This window comes from Sphaerochaeta sp. UBA5836 (assembly GCF_002432845.1).
Lineage (GTDB): Bacteria > Spirochaetota > Spirochaetia > Sphaerochaetales > Sphaerochaetaceae > Sphaerochaeta.
On the sequence record NZ_DJGW01000074.1, the window covers coordinates 1 to 16352 of the forward strand.

17 protein-coding genes are annotated in these 16352 nt (G+C 52.6%); 10 read left to right on the plus strand and 7 right to left on the minus strand.

Annotated elements, in window-relative coordinates; genetic code table 11:
• Positions 1-764: 4-hydroxy-tetrahydrodipicolinate reductase (gene dapB / locus B3F49_RS05895; RefSeq protein WP_293909720.1), on the minus strand; the 764-nt coding region annotated here is incomplete at its 3' end.
• A 91-nt stretch (positions 765-855) separates the two neighbouring features.
• On the minus strand, positions 856-3177 hold the full coding sequence (locus B3F49_RS05900) for a DNA topoisomerase III (RefSeq protein WP_293909723.1): 2322 nt from the start codon (positions 3175-3177) through the stop codon (positions 856-858).
• 162 nt (positions 3178-3339) lie between these two features.
• Between B3F49_RS05900 and B3F49_RS05905 the strand changes: the two genes are divergently transcribed.
• The 7 genes from B3F49_RS05905 to purU all read left to right on the plus strand — a co-directional run bounded on the left by B3F49_RS05905 (position 3340) and on the right by purU (position 8158).
• Positions 3340-3582, plus strand: a complete 243-nt coding sequence (locus B3F49_RS05905) for a 4Fe-4S binding protein (RefSeq protein WP_293894555.1) — start codon at positions 3340-3342, stop codon at positions 3580-3582.
• Positions 3579-4142, plus strand: coding sequence for a 4Fe-4S binding protein (locus B3F49_RS05910; RefSeq protein ID WP_293909726.1), 564 nt, complete (start codon positions 3579-3581; stop codon positions 4140-4142). Before B3F49_RS05905 ends, B3F49_RS05910 begins: the two co-directional genes overlap by 4 nt.
• A gap of 830 nt (positions 4143-4972) precedes the next feature.
• Complete coding sequence (locus tag B3F49_RS05915; protein ID WP_293909729.1) at positions 4973-5140, plus strand: DUF362 domain-containing protein; 168 nt, start codon at positions 4973-4975, stop codon at positions 5138-5140.
• 67 nt (positions 5141-5207) lie between these two features.
• Positions 5208-5873 carry a hypothetical protein gene (locus tag B3F49_RS05920; protein ID WP_293909731.1) on the plus strand — a complete coding sequence of 222 codons (666 nt, stop codon included), beginning with the start codon at positions 5208-5210 and terminating at the stop codon, positions 5871-5873.
• Complete coding sequence (xseA, locus tag B3F49_RS05925; RefSeq protein WP_293894146.1) at positions 5866-7062, plus strand: exodeoxyribonuclease VII large subunit; 1197 nt, start codon at positions 5866-5868, stop codon at positions 7060-7062. Before B3F49_RS05920 ends, xseA begins: the two co-directional genes overlap by 8 nt.
• Positions 7063-7064: 2 nt before the next feature.
• Positions 7065-7274: an exodeoxyribonuclease VII small subunit gene (gene xseB, locus B3F49_RS05930; protein ID WP_293894143.1), complete on the plus strand. Its 210-nt coding sequence runs from the start codon at positions 7065-7067 to the stop codon at positions 7272-7274.
• A gap of 11 nt (positions 7275-7285) precedes the next feature.
• Complete coding sequence (gene purU / locus B3F49_RS05935) at positions 7286-8158, plus strand: formyltetrahydrofolate deformylase (protein WP_293894140.1); 873 nt, start codon at positions 7286-7288, stop codon at positions 8156-8158.
• Positions 8159-8194: 36 nt separating this feature from the next.
• Here purU and B3F49_RS05940 read toward each other — a convergent pair whose 3' ends face one another.
• The 3 genes from B3F49_RS05940 to B3F49_RS05950 form a co-directional block, all read right to left on the minus strand.
• Positions 8195-9883 (minus strand): ammonium transporter, encoded by a 1689-nt coding sequence (locus tag B3F49_RS05940; RefSeq protein WP_293909733.1) that lies wholly within the window; start codon positions 9881-9883, stop codon positions 8195-8197.
• A 162-nt stretch (positions 9884-10045) separates the two neighbouring features.
• Positions 10046-11155, minus strand: coding sequence for an aminopeptidase (locus B3F49_RS05945; RefSeq protein ID WP_293909736.1), 1110 nt, complete (start codon positions 11153-11155; stop codon positions 10046-10048).
• Positions 11156-11166: 11 nt separating this feature from the next.
• Positions 11167-11904 (minus strand): pseudouridine synthase, encoded by a 738-nt coding sequence (locus B3F49_RS05950; protein ID WP_293894131.1) that lies wholly within the window; start codon positions 11902-11904, stop codon positions 11167-11169.
• A 104-nt stretch (positions 11905-12008) separates the two neighbouring features.
• On the opposite strand from B3F49_RS05950, the gene B3F49_RS05955 reads away from it, so the two are divergent.
• The 3 genes from B3F49_RS05955 to B3F49_RS05965 are packed head-to-tail and all read left to right on the plus strand — an operon-like array spanning position 12009 to position 13981.
• Positions 12009-12935 carry a CBS domain-containing protein gene (locus B3F49_RS05955; RefSeq protein ID WP_293894128.1) on the plus strand — a complete coding sequence of 309 codons (927 nt, stop codon included), beginning with the start codon at positions 12009-12011 and terminating at the stop codon, positions 12933-12935.
• Between the two features lies 1 nt (position 12936).
• Positions 12937-13287, plus strand: coding sequence for an iron-sulfur binding hydrogenase (locus B3F49_RS05960; RefSeq protein ID WP_414712507.1), 351 nt, complete (start codon positions 12937-12939; stop codon positions 13285-13287).
• On the plus strand, positions 13271-13981 hold the full coding sequence (locus tag B3F49_RS05965; protein ID WP_293909739.1) for a PHP domain-containing protein: 711 nt from the start codon (positions 13271-13273) through the stop codon (positions 13979-13981). Before B3F49_RS05960 ends, B3F49_RS05965 begins: the two co-directional genes overlap by 17 nt.
• A 47-nt stretch (positions 13982-14028) precedes the next feature.
• Here the strand turns inward: B3F49_RS05965 and B3F49_RS05970 are convergent, their stop codons facing one another.
• Positions 14029-14739 (minus strand): Bax inhibitor-1/YccA family protein, encoded by a 711-nt coding sequence (locus B3F49_RS05970; protein ID WP_293909742.1) that lies wholly within the window; start codon positions 14737-14739, stop codon positions 14029-14031.
• A gap of 53 nt (positions 14740-14792) precedes the next feature.
• Positions 14793-16145: an MATE family efflux transporter gene (locus B3F49_RS05975; protein WP_293909745.1), complete on the minus strand. Its 1353-nt coding sequence runs from the start codon at positions 16143-16145 to the stop codon at positions 14793-14795.
• Positions 16146-16352 lie beyond the last annotated feature (207 nt).

Genomic DNA, 16352 nt, shown 5'->3' on the forward strand with positions numbered 1-16352 from the left:
TTCTCCACTGATAGATATACATCCTCAAGCATGTCATCGAGATTGAAGAATCCCCTGCGGCCGTCGGCTATCCAAGCCGCAGCCTGTACAGCCCCTACGGCAAAACCTTGCCGTGAACGGGCTCGATGGGTCAACTCGATGGTGTCCTCTGGACTATCAAAATACACGGTATGGGTGCCGGGAACCCAGCCTCCTCGAACGGATGCAAGGTGGATGGCATCAGGAGAACGCTTTTGATGCAAGGTTTCCTTGACAACCTGTGTCTTTTCACTGAAGGATTCCAGAACGCTTTGGGCAAGCATCTCGGCGGTACCCGATGGACTATCCGCCTTCTGGGCATGGTGCACCTCGGTCAGGAAGGGATCATATAAACCGCTCTTGGCAAACAAGGAGGCAGCATGCTTGACCACCTGCAGAAACAAGGCGACTCCAAGCGAGTAATTACCGCTGTAGATGATGGCTCGTTCACATCCCTCAGTGGCTTCCTTGAGCTCGGACAGGCGATTGTACCACCCCGTTGTTCCGATAACAGCAGGAATGCCCAACCTGGCGTATAAGACAATATGGTCGCATACTGCATCAGGATGAGTGAAGTCGATGGCAACATCACAGCCGTCCAGAGTCCGCGCATCAACAGTACGGGCTGTCACCTCTGAATCTTGAGCAAGCGGATCGATTACCGCAGCGATATAATGACCTTTGGCAAGGGATTCATTTCGGATGAGTTTCCCCATTTTCCCATATCCGACAATGGCTATGCGCATGTACTCCTCCTGTATTGCGAGAAGAGTAGCAGAAAGCGACAATTGTGTCTATAGTTTAACAGAATGTTTTTATAATAACAAATATATCAAATTACTTACGCTTTTTCTCGCGATCTCGCTTCTTTCGATCCTCATTTGCTTTCAGGAAATCTGCAAAACTGCCGCCTCCGGAAGGAGTTTGGTCAACCAGATGCTGGGATTGGGCCACAGGTCTCCATCCTCCTTTGTTCTCGCTTGTCCGCTCGCTGCGCTCTGAACGGTAGGCGAGCTTGCTGGGTCTGACCACCTCGATCACTGTCTCCCAGGTGTAGGTGGCAGATGCATCGTCCGGCAGGGAAAACGCTTGGATCTGCGGTTTCTTTTTCAGTACGACTCGTTTTTTTGTTGCATCAGCCTCAACGGGCGCCACCTTTACCACCACGTTCTTCTTTGGTTCAGCCGGCTTTTGTTCCTGTGGCTTGGGCACTCGCTTCTTGACTTCCATCTCCTCATAACTGCAGGAGAGTTTCTGGCAAAGGAAGTGGTTCTGACCAATCTCATCGACGACCTTCATCATCGGCGTCTTGCAGTACGGACACGTCTTTGCATCGGGAAAATGGGGAGAGAACACCTCGCTGCTGGAAACCACCTGGGCAACCAATGCCGAAGCATTGCGTTTGATGTCGTCGATGAAACGATCCCCGTCCTCCTTCCCTTCTGCTATATTGCCCAGTCGTTCCTCCCAGCGTCCAGTCAACTCGGGTGAACGAAGTTCTTCAGGGGCCAGTCGAACCAGCTCTCTTCCCTTGGGGGTTGGCACCAGTTCCTTGCCCACCCGCTCGATATAGTGATTCTGAATGAGTTTCTCAATGATGTCGGCACGGGTTGCCGGGGTCCCAAGGCCGTTGGACAGCCGTTTTTTCAAGGATGCGTCATCCACGAATCGTCCGGCATGCTCCATGGCAGACAGGAGAGTCGCTTCGGTATACCGGGAGGGGGCGGTGGTGGCTAGCTTCCTGAGTTTGACGGAGTTGATGGTAACCTCATCGCCCTCCTTCCAGCCCAACAAAGCAGGGCTTGCATCATCCTCGTCTCCCGTCGAAACCTGGGCGCTTCGCTTGCCGATCAGGGTTGCCGCATTTCTCCACCCCTGCTCGACACCAATGGTCAGCCTGGTCTTGAAACGGCACCCTTCAACTTCGGCTGTCAAGGTGGTGGTCCGATAGACGTAATCGGGGCTGAGCACTTCCAAGAAGCGCAGGACGATCAACTCCCACAAGGCTTTTTCCTGGGCATTGAGCCGGCCAAGATCCACCCGCTGCTCGGTCGGGATGATGGCATGGTGATCGGTTACCTGCAGATCCTGCACAAAGCGATTTTCGTCGACACGGAACCCCTCTTTGACAAAGCGGGCGCAGAGGGGACTGAAGGGGGTGTCCTGCAGGCTGCGCAGCCTGTCAGGCAGGGTTGCGACGATATCGGTGGTGATGTAGCGGCTGTCGGTTCTCGGGTAGGTGACGATCTTGTGCTGCTCATAGAGGGCCTGCAACACATCCAAGGTCTGTTTGGCACTGAAATCGAGCAGGTTGTTTGCATCCCGCTGCAACTCGGTGAGGTCATAGGCGAGCGGAGGTTGCTCGCTTTTCTCCACAGTCTCCAGGCTCACCACCCTGCCCGACTTGCCGACGAGCGAGGTTTCCAGCTGTTTTGCCGTTGCCTCATCGGTGATTCTGATCGAGTCCTCGGTTGGGTAATAGGAAGCGCTGAACTGGGTGAAATCTGCTTTCAGGGTCCAGTAGAATCGTCCGCTGAAGGCCTCTATCTCATCCTCCCGCCGGGTCATGAGGGCCAAAGTCGGAGTCTGCACCCGGCCTGCCGATAGTTTGGCATCATAATGACAGGTAAGAGCCCTGGTTACATTCATCCCGACATACCAATCGGCGGCAGCCCTGCTTTCCGCCGCCTTGTAGAGATTGTCGTACAAGCTTGCATCCTTGAGGTTCGCAAACCCTTCCTTGATGGCTTTTTCAGTCTGGCTGCTGATCCACAGCCTATGGGCGGGGCCTTGGTAACCGGAGAGCTTCAGAATCCAGCGGGCAACCAGCTCCCCTTCCCGGCCGGCATCGGTGGCGATGACAATGCTTTCAATATCCGCTCTTTCGATCAAGCTCTTGACCACTGCAAACTGGTCCTTGCTCTGCTCGATGACCTCCTGTTGCAAAACAGGCGGCAACATGGGAAGATCACGCAAGGACCATCGCTTGTAACGCTCGCTGTAAGCTGCAGGCTGGGCCAATTCCACCAGATGTCCCAATGCCCAGGTGACAATGTAGTGTTCTCCTTCAATGAAACCGGTTTCCCGCCTATAGCAGTTGAGAACACGCGCCAACTCTCTTCCAACACTCGGCTTCTCAGCAAGTACAAGCTTTTTCACTGCTCACTCCTCCACTCTGCTTGACTATATAACCAAGATTGAGGAAGTGGCAAGGGAGAAAAAAACAGATATTATTGTCAGAAACAATTGTTGTTATTGACAAGTATTTGACAAAACTCAGCCTTTCCAGTATGGTACTCCGTACACCTTGGGAGGATATATATGGCTTTTTCTCTTGCATCACTGTTTGGACTGAAAGCACCCGACACCACACCCAAAACACTGGCCATTCTCAAGCATCGCTGCCCGCAGAATCACCGCTGTCCTGCTGTAGCTGCCTGTCCGGCAGGGGCCTTGAGCCAGAAAGGGCAGAAAGCACCGACTGTCGACCGAAGTCGATGCATCAACTGCGGAAAATGCACCCGCTACTGCTTTCCAAAGGCATTGGTGATGGAGAAGGTATGAGAAACAAGGGCTTGTTACCCAACCTGTATATCATCACACTTGCCTACTTTGCACTTGGCTTTGTCTCCATACTCTTTGCCAATCTCGCCATCCTGTGCATGGCCCTTCCTTTCATCCTGCTTGCAAAAGCAAAAAAGAAAGTATGGTGCCAGACCTATTGCCCTCGTGCAAGTCTGCTCAATGCAGCAGGCAAGAAAAAGCACTGGAGAAAAAATCCTGCCTTGATCACAAGTGGAAAACTCAGGCGCATCATGCTCTGGTACTTTGGACTGAACCTGCTCTTCATCACCGGTTCAACCGTCCAAGTGGCGCTGGGAAACATGGAAGCGATGCCATTCATCAGGCTTTTCATCGTCATCGAGCTCTTCAGCCTGCCCCAGCTCATCACCGTCCAAGCCCCGCTCTTCCTTCTGCACCTCTCCTATCGCTTTTATGGCATGATGGCCTCGACAACCATCCTTGCGCTCATTCTTTCACGGATCTACAGGCCAAGAATCTGGTGTGCCGCCTGTCCGATAGGGACACTCAGCGATGCTCTTCTGAAAGCACGGAAACTCTAGGGGAATAGGATTCCCTGTGATTGGCACGATTTCAGGAACCAACCCATTGATTCCGACCTTGTTGCTTTGCAGTATAGAGATGTGAGTCAATTTTGAAAGAATGTGCCTTGGTGTGCGAAATTTGCAGATGGCACTGAAGATGTCGACAAGGACAACGGCTGGTGCCCTCTTACTCTCCTTCCCGTCAACCAAGAAAAACGCACCCCTTTCGGAGTGCGCCCCTCAAAGAACCGGGTACTTGAAAGGTTCGCAGACCTAACCACTTCGCCGGTGTACATAAGGAATCGGTTACTTTCAGGTTCACAGACCTGTCACTTCACCAATCAAGAGAAGTATCGGCCAGTCATGCAACAATGTCAATATGTCGGACAAACAGAGGTACGAGTTGCAGGAAATCAATCTCCTTGGCTCCCTAAAAAGAGGAGAAAACCCATCAGTTGGCACTATTGTACTGGATGCCTCGGTACATCACCATGCATTTCAATTCTGTGTGCAAATAATAAGGCCCTCCACCAGAGAGGACCCTAGGCTACTCGGAAGGCGTACCAGCCTCCGTACTTCGCCGCTAAGAATATAGTAATCCTAATCCACCAAACGGCAAAGATGAATTCAAGTAGTGTACAATCCTATTGCAGTAAAGAAATTCGTGAGATACTAACAAATTAAAGGTTATAGAAAAGATTTCTTTTTGCTGTTCAAAAAAGTTTTGCCCAAAGTTTCTATTCATTCATTTAATTGTACTCATAGTACAGATATTTCAAATTCCTTGACTCGCTTGCAAAGGCGGTATATAGTCAAAAGCAATGAAAACTAAGTAAGGAGTCAATATCATGGCTTACAAGATCACTGATGCTTGCGTGGCTTGCGGAACCTGCTTGCCCGAATGCCCGACCGGTGCTATCTCTGAAGGCGATATCTATGTAATCGACGCTGATGCATGCATCGATTGCGGCACATGTGCCGATGTCTGCCCCACAGCTGCTATCATCCAGGGCTAAGCCAACCAGTTTGGTTGTGAGACAGCGGATCCTGCTGTCTCTTTTTTTTTAAAAAACAGGAGAGTGCATGCAAAGTGATGCGAACACAATCGGCGCTTCGGTGATGTTCATCGGACTATTGCTCGGTTTTTTTCTCTGCTTCTACGGCTATGTTGCAAAACGGCTTTTGGTAAGCATCCGAAGTGTTTTTGCAGGCAGCCTTGTTTTCCTTGCCCTTGCTCTGCTTGTATTCCAACAACAGTCACTGCTGACAAGCCTTGCATCAAATACTGTCCCCTCTGAGCTGTGGAACGTCATGTTCACAGACTTGGATTATCAGGGAGTATTGATCAACCTGCTCTCGTTCTGCATCGGGGGTTTGCTCCTTTTTTACCTGTCCAGAAGAAAGTCGTTTGCTGCCCACCTGATCGTAGCCTCCTTTACCGGCTTGAGCATGGGTTTGGTGATTTTTTTGCTCATCCGCCGCTTTTTGCCCTTGCAGGCCAGTTTCATCATGTTTCTGGTATTGCAGGTCATCATCCTCGCCTACTGCCTCATCCGGTTCGACTCCTATATAGCCCTGGAAAGCGCCATTGCAGGCTCCTTGCTGGTTTCCTACCTGCTTTCCCTCTTCTGGTATCTGGATTTCTGGCTCTTCTTCAGCTTGTGGGCGATCCTCGCATTCTTGGGAATCCTCAACCAATTGCACAGGCTTGGACGACCAAAGCCGGAGAAGGAGCAACAGAATGGATAACCTGTTTATGACCGAGCTTTCCGTCTCCGAGCTGACCAGCTTGATCAAGCAAACCCTTGAGCAGGGATTTTACGGCCTGAAAGTCACCGGAGAAATCTCCAACTTCCGCCCCTCCTCGACCGGGCATTGGTTCTTTACCCTCAAGGATGCGTCATGTTCAATCAGTGCCGTCATGTTCAAAGGCTCCACCTGGAAGGTCGACTTCACCCCCCAGGAGGGTGACAAGGTTACGGTAACCGGAGGATTGGATGTCTATGGAGCTCGGGGAACCTACCAGCTTAAGTGCGATACCATGGAGAAATCTGGATTTGGTCAGATTCTGGCCATGCTGGAGATGCGCAAGCGCCACTATGCGTCCTTGGGCTATTTCGATGAGAAAACCAAGAAAGCAATTCCCAAGCTCCCCCTTCGGGTCGGTGTGGTGACCAGCCCCACCGGGGCCGCACTGCAGGATATCCTCAATATTCTGGAAAGAAGAGCCCCCTCACTTGATGTGCTGGTCCTCCCCGCAACCGTTCAAGGAGAGGGTGCGGCATCCTCGATCGCCAATCGCATCCAACAAGCCAACAATCTTCTGCTCTGCGATGTCCTGATCGTCGGTCGTGGAGGCGGTTCGATCGAAGATCTGCTGCCCTTCAGCGAGGAGAGCGTGATCGAGGCCATCCATGCTTCAGAAATTCCGGTAGTCAGTGCAGTCGGCCATGAGATAGACTGGGCTCTCTCTGACTTTGTCGCAGACTTGCGCGCTCCTACCCCGTCCGCTGCAGCGGAATTGGTCAGCCAAGGATATCTGGATTACCGAAATCAGGTGGCAAATTTGCATGTGCAGCTGCAAAGGAGCATAGAAAACCGGCTGTTGCTTGCTGAGAGCAAAGTCAGACGTTTCGACACCAAGGCGATGGGGATGAGAATCAACAGCATCATCAGCGCCAAGGAGTATTTGCTCGCAAATGCAGGCAATAGCTTGGTCATTGCCCAAAAACAACTGCTGAAAAGCTATGCAGGACGGCTGGAACTTGCCATCAGAGAGTTGCAAGCCCTCAGTCCCCTTGCTATACTTGCCCGAGGCTATGCGGTCGTACATAACCAGGAAGGAAAGCTTGTTGCATCAAGAATGCAAGCAGAACCTGGCTCTTTGCTTACGCTGACATTCACCGATGGGAGCCGAAAGGCACTGGTAAAGGAGTAACAATGAGTTTTGAAACAGATATTTCCAGAATTGAGGAGATCACTCAAAAACTCAACGCCTCTGATACATCCCTTGAAGAGAGCATCGCTCTGTTCGAGGAGGGAATGCGTCTGGCAAAAGCTTTGGAAAAAGCGCTGGCCGAGGCGAAGCGCAGCGTAGAGATTGTATTGGGTGAAGACCCCCGGGAAGCTGAAATAACCCCTCTGCAATAAAGGCACCAGCAATGACAGACAACCAGAAGAAGATCATCTTCCTCATCCAATGTGAGGATCGAAAGGGCATACTCAGCGCCACCTCAACGTGGTTTTTCCAGCGCAACTACAATATCGTACACTGCCAGCAGCACACCGACAGCATCGAGGGTCGCTACTTCATGCGCATTGAACTGGACATGCAGGATCTCAAGACCACCCGAAAGGAGCTTGAAGAGGACTTCGAACAGTTTGCCAAGGAGTACAACCTGACGTGGGAATGCCACTACAGCGACTATAACGCCCGGGTTGCCATCATGGTCAGCAAGACCAGCCACTGCCTGTACGACCTGATCGCCCGCAAGAATGAAGGCGACCTGAAGTGCGATATCTCCTTGATCATCAGCAATCATCCTGACTTGGAAATAATCGCCAACCAATTCCGAATTCCTTTCTACTATCTGCCGGTCACTTCCGAAACGAAGGCCGAGCAGGAGGCCAAGGTAATGACATTGCTTAAGCGCTTTGACATCGACTTGGTTGTCCTGGCTAGGTATATGCAAATCCTCAGTCCGAATTTCACCAGCCAGTGGCACGCAAAGATCATCAACATCCATCATGGATTCCTTCCTGCCTTCCAGGGCGCGAATCCGTATCGGCAGGCGTATGAACGCGGAGTAAAGATGATCGGGGCGACAGCCCACTATGCAAGTGAGGATCTCGACCAGGGGCCGATCATCGACCAAGATGTCGTGCGGGTGAACCACGAACTCAGCCCCAACGGTCTGAGGGACGTGGGAAAAGACGTCGAGCGCAGGGTTCTGGCCAAGGCGGTGCAGGCTCATCTTGAAAGCAGGATCATCCTGTTCAAGAACCGCACCATCGTATTCGATGTGGAACGATAGCGGAAGGGGGCCGATGCCCCCTTCCATCCTCTTCTTTCAGTCGGGAATCATCTCATCCTGCAGGGCGTCGTAGCCTTCCTCGCCGGTGCGGACCTTCACCACATTATCCACCGTATACACAAAGATTTTCCCATCGCCGATATGCCCGGTATAGAGTGCCTTCTTTGCAGCCTCGATGACAGAACGTACCGGCACCTTGCTGACAACCGTCTCAAGCTGCATCTTCGGCAGCAACGTCGGAGAGACGGGCACACCGCGGTAGTACTCTTTCTGCCCTTTTTGCATGCCGCAGCCCATAACCTGGGTCACCGTCATGCCCATGACTCCTATTGCGTTCAAGGCTTCCTTCAATTCATTGAACTTGCTCTGCCTGCTGACGATGACCACCTTGGTAAGGGGAGCTTCGCGGCTGGGTTTTTGCACCGGTGGAACCTCGGTGACCGGGATTGCTTGTTCCTCGGTGACCTTGCCACCAAGCACCGATGGGACGGCCGGCATGAAGTCTGCATAGCTTGAACAGAGCCCGTGCTCCTTCAGGTCAAGCCCGGCTATCTCCTCAGCATGAGAGACTCGTAAACCGACTGTCTTGTGAAGAAGCTTGAATAAAAAGACCATGGTAAGCGAGACCCACAGCATGACAGCTCCTACACCCATCATTTGAATGCCCAACAAGGTAAAACCTCCGCCGTATGCCAGTCCACCATCGACTGCAAACACTCCCACCAGGATGGTTCCCAAGGCCCCGCAGACTCCATGCACGGAAATGGCGCCGACCGGGTCGTCGATGTGGGCAACCTTCTCAAAGAATTCGACGGCAAAGACTATGACTATGCCGCTTATGATGCCGATGGCTGCAGATCCGAAGGGGGAGACTGCATCGCACCCGGCGGTAATCGCCACCAGACCGGCGAGTGCTCCGTTGAGTGTCATGGAGACATCAGGCTTCTTATACCGTATCCACGTCAGTATCATGGTTGCCGTTGCCGCCATTGCGGCAGATAAGTTGGTGTTGAAGAAAATCGAGGAGGCTGCAACTTGGTTCTCATCGCTTGCTAGGCCGAGCGTTGAGCCGCCATTGAATCCAAACCAGCAGAACCAAAGGATGAATACGCCAAGTGCTCCGAGAGTCAGACTATGACCGGGTATCGCCTGCGGCTGTTTCTCACTGTCATACTTGCCTATTCTCGGACCGATGATCTTCGCTCCCCAGAATGCTGCGACCCCTCCGACCATATGAACCGCAGTAGAACCGGCGAAATCGTGAAACCCCATGTTTGCGAGCCAACCGCCACCCCAGATCCAGTGGCCGCTGACCGGGTAGATCAAGGCGCTGATGACAACAGAATAGATGCAGTAGGAGATGAACTTGGTCCGTTCGGCCATCGCACCGCTGACAATGGTTGCAGCTGTCGCACAGAATACCGTCTGAAACATGATGAAGGCATAGGAGGGAACGGCAGAGCCGTAGTCACGGAGAATGAAAAAATCGGGTACCCCTATGAACGGGAGTGCCGCATCACCGCCGGCAAGCCCGAACATGAGACCGAAGCCGAGTATCCAGAATGCAACACTGCCGAGGCAGAAATCCATCAGGTTTTTCATAATGATGTTTCCGGCATTCTTTGCCCGGGTGAAACCGGTCTCCACCATTGCAAACCCGGCCTGCATGAAAAACACCAGCACTGTCCCCAACAAGACCCAGAGCGTGTCCACTGATACGTACATACGTTCCCCCTACAAACAAAAGTGGTGTGCAGTGAAACTCACCGCACACCTTTGTACGAAGCCCAACGGGCTTGAAAAGACTGAGGGCGATGCGGATTGCTCCACATCGCCCTTGACGTTTGCCTTGTTGTACCAGAGCCATGCGCTCTGTGTCAATCAGGTTTAGAGAGAAAAATTCAAACAGGTAAGACTTGGATGGACAAAAACTCCATCCTTGCGGACCAAAACCCCATCAAAATACATCTCCCCTCCACCATATTCCGGTCGCTGGATCTGCACCAAATCCCAGTGCACTGCACTGCGGTTGGTGTTGTCGCAATCCTCATAGGCATTGCCGGGTGTAAAATGGATCGACCCAAAAATCTTTTCATCGAACAGTGTGTTGTCCATCGGCTTGATGATGCCGGGATTGCATCCCAAAGCAAATTCACCGATGTAGCGGGCCCCCTCATCAATGTCGAGAACGGCATTCAGCAGTGCATCGTCATCGGCATGTGCTTCAATGATTCTGCCGTCCTTGAAGGTAAAGCTTACGTCCTTGAAACAATGGCCGTGGTAGGTGCTCTCGGTGTTGTAGGTTATGGTTCCGTTGACCGAATCCCTGACCGGGCAGGAGTAAATCTCCCCATCGGGAATGTTCATTCTTCCTGCACAGGGAATCCAGGGCATGTTCTTGATCGAAAAAGAGAGGTCGGTGTTCCTAGCCTTGATATGAACCTGGTCGACCGTATCCAGAAAGGTTTTGGCTTGTGCCATCGCTTCAGCCATCGCAGAGTAATCAACTTGGGTGCAGACGGTATAGAAAAACTCCTCGAACTCAACCGTACCCATTCCCGCCTGCATCGCCATGACCTCGGTGGGATAGCGAAGCACCACCCACTTGGTATGCGGCAGGCGGGTCTTCATGTGCACCGGGGTATTGTAGTAGGTGCTTGCCAAGTTTGCCTTTTCGCCGATGGTTGCAAGCTCGCGCACGTTCGCGATGCCGCGAATGCCGATGAAGGCATCCATCTGCTTCATGCGGTAGGTGTCTACGTCGGCCCACTTTGTAAGCGACTCTACGGTGGCATGCTCACACATCGCCCGCTCAAGACGTTGGTTCCATAGGTTTACCACCGGATACCCGCCGGCCTTATACACTGCTTTGATCAAGGCTTCCGTCATGGTGGTGGGAATATCCACTGCGTTGATGAGGCACGATTCACCTCTCTGCAGCTGTACCGAATATGTGACGAGAAGTTCTGCCAACTTCTGTTCTCTTGGATCTGCCATGTTTGCTCCTCTTATGTATCTATTCGTATTTCCATGGGTTGCGAAGTTATCGGATGGGGAAACTCAACCGCCACAGAGCGCAGGGCAAGGCTGTGCTGCTCCATCCCGTGGTACACCCCGTCTCCGTCGATCGGATGGCCGCTCCACGCCATATGAACCCTGACCTGATGGCGAAATCCGGAGGTCAGCCGGCAGGTGAAGGTTGAGGCCTCACCCTCTTGTCCTGTATACCAGATCTTGGTCAGGTAAAAAGTTCCTGTAGATTTCTCCAGCAGGTGCTTGGGGCTGTCCGGGAGCACCGGCCGAACCTGCCTGCGGTTGTCGCCGTAATGGCGGAACAGGCTTCCCACCGTCACCTCCCGTCCACCGCACGCAACCGGATCCTCATAAGGAAATGGGGGAAAACCGGCAAGCAATTCGTCCATTCGCTGTGAACTGCGGCACCGGTACTCTTTTACAAAGAGTTCTGCCTTGCTGATCGCCTGGAGTGCTGTATACGCTTCCTTGGTTCTGGCGATTACCACCAAGCCGCTTGTGGGGGTGTCGAGGCGATGAAGCACCCCGCCCTCCCAGGCATTCTTGCCCTCCACCGAGAGCACCTCAGGAAATGACTGGGCAACCAAGCCCAACAGGGTTGGTTTATCAGATGGATCATTCTTGAGGGGGACCGTAGGCAACAGCTCAGGTTTATCCACGACCAGAAGAAACGGGTCTTCATACACAAGAGCCAGCGATGGAACAGTATTCATACACATTCAATATAGCAGAGAAATCATGTTTTGGCAGTAGGAAAACATGAAACTGACAGCCAACCTTTCTTTGCACGCATGCAAAGCTGTTGTATACTCAACCTATGCAAGAGATACCCATCAATACCATCACCTCGCCGAATGTGATCCTTGAATTGATCTATCGACTGAAGGTGAAGGATGTCATGACCACCGATCTTGTTACCGCCGGCAAGGAAACCACGCTCAGGCAGATTCAACACATCATGCGCGAAAAACAGGTGACAGGTCTTCCCATTGTAGTCGGCAAGCGATTGATAGGGATTGTAAGCATGGATGACATCATCCAAGCACTCGATAAAGGATATATAGAGGAAAAGGCGCAGGACCACATGACGCGTAACCTCATCGTCCTCGAGGATGATATGCCGATTTCGTTTGCAATAAGCTACTTCGACCGCTTCAGCTACCATCGGTTCCCGGTGCTCAACAAGCACAAGGAATTGGTTGGGATGATAACCAGCCGTGATATCACCAGCACGTTGCTGGTGGAAATCAACCGGGAGATTGAGGAGCTGGAGAAACGCACCCGCACCACAAGCCTCAGCGAGGAGATGAGCGGGGAGATCCACACCTACACCATAATGAAGAATGATTTCGAGAATGCAGGATATGCCAGCACGGAGATAAAGAAACGACTCAAGAGTGCAGGGATTGCACCCCATATCATCCGCAGGGCCGCCATTGCGAGTTACGAGTTGGAGATGAACCTGGTGGTTCATTCAGACGGAGGGGAGTTGATCGCCGAGTACTCGCCGCAGACGATGCAGATTACTGCAAGAGACAGCGGACCGGGCATCAGCGATGTGGAGGCGGCAATGACTCCAGGTTGGTCGACTGCCAGTGAGTGGATCCGTTCCCTTGGATTCGGAGCCGGCATGGGACTGCCCAACGTCAGGTCGGTGGCTGATGACTTTACCATCGAGAGCAACAGAAACGGGACTACCGTGGTATGCACGATAGAGTTGCATCCGAAACAAGAGGAGACATAGGATGATTGTTCAGGATTTGGCGCAATTGGAAGGATTCACCACCCAATATATGGGAAACGGCTCACAGCAGATACAGGACGCCTACACCGGCGACCTGCTCAGTGATGTGATGGGAAACGCCCCTGCAGAGAGTGTCCTGATTACGATTCAAGCTCACAAGAACACCGTCGCCGTTGCTTCTCTTGCGGGCATCCGAGCTTTGGTGATCTGCAACAATCGCAGCATTCCTTCCGATATGCTGCAAGCCGCCAAAGATGAGGGAATTGCGATTTTCACCACTACTGCAACGCAGTTCGAGGCAAGCTGTCGCATTGCAGCAGCCTTGGGAAGGATCAATGCAGGCAAAGATTGACCTCCATAATCACAGCTGCCTCTCACCCTGCGCAAACGATGACTTCACCCCTGCCCTGCTGGCCGTCGAAGCAATGGAACAGGGCATTCAGATCCTTGCCCTGACCGACCATAACAGCGCCCGCAACCTCGTTGCCTTTGATGAGGCCTGCCGGTTGTGCGGCATCCTGCCGTTATTCGGTCTGGAAGTCTCCACCGTCGAGGATGTACATGTTCTTACGCTCTTCTCCCATCTCAAGGATGCCCTTGAGTTCGGTTCGTTCATTGAGTTTCTACTCCCTGACAAGAAGAACCGAACCGACCTGTTCGGCAATCAGCTTGTGGTCGATATCGAGGGCGAAGTGATTGGGACGGTGGACAAGCTCTTGGTCGGTTCCACCTCCCTCGCTTTCAGCGATGTGGTGGAGGAGGCGCTCAGCAGGGATGCCCTGGTGATCCCGGCCCATATCGACCGCTTTGCCAACAGTGTGCTTGCCAACCTAGGGTTTCTTCCCGACTTGCCCTATTCCGCCTTGGAGGCTATTCACCTTCCGGTTCAAGCCGATACACACAACCTGGCCGTTCTTACCGGCTCGGACGCCCATTGTCTTGAGCAGGTGGGAAGAAGAAGCTGTTATATCAATATGGAGGAGATCAGCTATGAGGCTTTGAAGAAGAGCCTGGCAAACCCTTCAGCCGTCAGCTATCGGCAATGACAAAACAGGCTGCCTTCCGGCAGCCGATTCTATCTATTGGTGAGCGATCAGCGGTTGTCCGAACGACCGAAAATCCTCAAGAAAAAGAGAAAGAGGTTCAGGAAGTCGAGATACAGGGAAAGAGCGCCGATGATGCTCAGCTTGGTAAACGTCTCTTCGTCAATGCCCGATCCATACTGCTCATTCATCCGGATGATTTTCTGGGTGTCCCATGCGGTGAGCCCGAGGAAAATTCCGACGCCGATGAAGCTGATCAGGTACTCCAATCCGGATGAACGGAAAAACATGTTGATCAGCGAGGCGATAATCAAGCCCCACAATCCCATGACCAGATAGGAGCCGAACCTGTTCAAATCCCGTTTGGTGGTCATGGCATAGATGCTCATGCCGCCGAACATGAGGGCGGTGGTAAAGAACGTCTTGTAAATCACCACGCCGGCATAGACGGCGAATATGGTGCTGAGCATGATGCCGTTCAGGGCGGAGTATGCTAAGAACGCTCCGATTGCACTTGCCTGACTCATCCTGTCCAGTCGAGATGAAAGGTAGAAAACAAGGGCGAACTGACCGACGACAATCAAGAGAAATCCCATGGTATTGCCGACCAGAGCACGAAGCAGTGGGGGATTGCTGGCCACAAAGAATGCGATCAAGGCGGTAAGACCCAATCCTGCGGTCATCCAAAGGTATACGTTCTTCAGTATGGTCCGCTCGCGTGCTGCGACATTCTGGAGTATTGATGTGTTTCGTTCTGACATAGTACTAGCCTCCTGTGCTATCATCTATAATGTCGCAATAAATTGAACAAACGTCAACGCTCCTGCATCCAACCACCCAAACGGAAGTACCGATATCGAAGCAGGCACTCCAGTGAATCGCCAAGCAGGTAGGCCGCCCACAGCCAGGGAAGTTCAAGCTGAAACACAAGCACGACAAGCAACGCATACGGAATTTGCACCAGCCAGCCGCTGATCAGGGAGGTATAGAGAATGGGACTGGTATGTCCACTGCCGAAAAAGGCCGAGCCCAGCCCTCCCGATAGTGCCATGAAGACCAGGCATAGGCCATAGATGCGCAGCAGTGCGGCAGCCTCCGTGGAAACCGATGCCCCACCGAGAAAGAGGCTGAGCAGGGGCTCGGGGGCAAGGAGAAGCAACAGGATGAAAGGGAGAGAAAAGAGCAGTCCGTTGAGAGAGGACAGCAGCGTGACGGCCTTCGCCTCCTTGAACTGCTTTGCACCCAGACGTTGGCCCACCAAGATGCCGGACCCCATGGAGAGGCCGTTGGAAGGCATGCCGCAGAACTGATAGATTCTGTTGGCGATTCCCAATGCGGCGATGGCCACGGTTCCGTACAGGGCGACAAGCTTGAGAAACATGATGGTGATCAGGGACCTGAGCAGCATGTTGATCCCGCTGGGCAGGCCGATGACAAGCAATTTCTTGTCGATCGCCCAATCCAGGTGAAAAAGGCCCTTGACACTGATAGTAAGGGGAGCCCTGCCGCTTTGCAGGTACCAGAACCCGGCAAGAAAGGCAAACAAGTAGGAGATGCAGGTGGCAGCAGCCGCCCCGAACATACCCCATCCCAACCCTTTCAGGGATGTGAGAGGTATGGTGCTGAACATGAAAAGCGGATCGAGGACCATGTTCAATACAGCGGAGGCCAGCAGGAGCAACATGGGTGTCTTTGCATCCCCGGTGCTCCTCAGGATGGTGTTGACGGTGTAGGAAGAGAAGAAAACCGGGACAAATATTGAACGCAGGCAGCCATACTGCAGGCCATGGTGGAGGACCTTCGCATCATTGGTATAGAGTCGGTAGAAATAGGGAAGGATCAGGATGAGGATCAAGGCACCCAGGCTGCCGAGCAGTGCTTTGAATACGAAGGTCTGCTCCCCTATCCTTCTGGTCATTTCCAGGTCACCCGAACCCCAACTTTTGCTGAGCAGGGAGACGCTGCTCGTACCTACGACTTCATTGAGTATTTCCAATGCCAGAAAGAGCGTCAGGTAGATGGTGACGGCTGCCACCGCCTCTTTGTCCAACATACCTATCCAGAACATGTCAACCATGTCATACAACGCGGTGAAGAGCATTCCATACATGGTCGGAAGGCTCATGGCACGAATCTGCCTGTTCATGGTTTTGTATTGGCCAAGCATTCTGCGATTGTACAGAGGTCCATTCTGCTATGCAAGAGAGGAGTCGGATGGTATAGTATCAACCATGAAACGTACGTCATGTGTATACCTTTTGCTTGGACTTGCCCTCCTTCTTGCCGGCTGTTCTTCCGTCAAGCAAGACCAAGCGTTGCAGGCTCCCGATGCGGCGTATGCCCTTACCGAGGTGGTGAAGCTTGCCAGCCAATC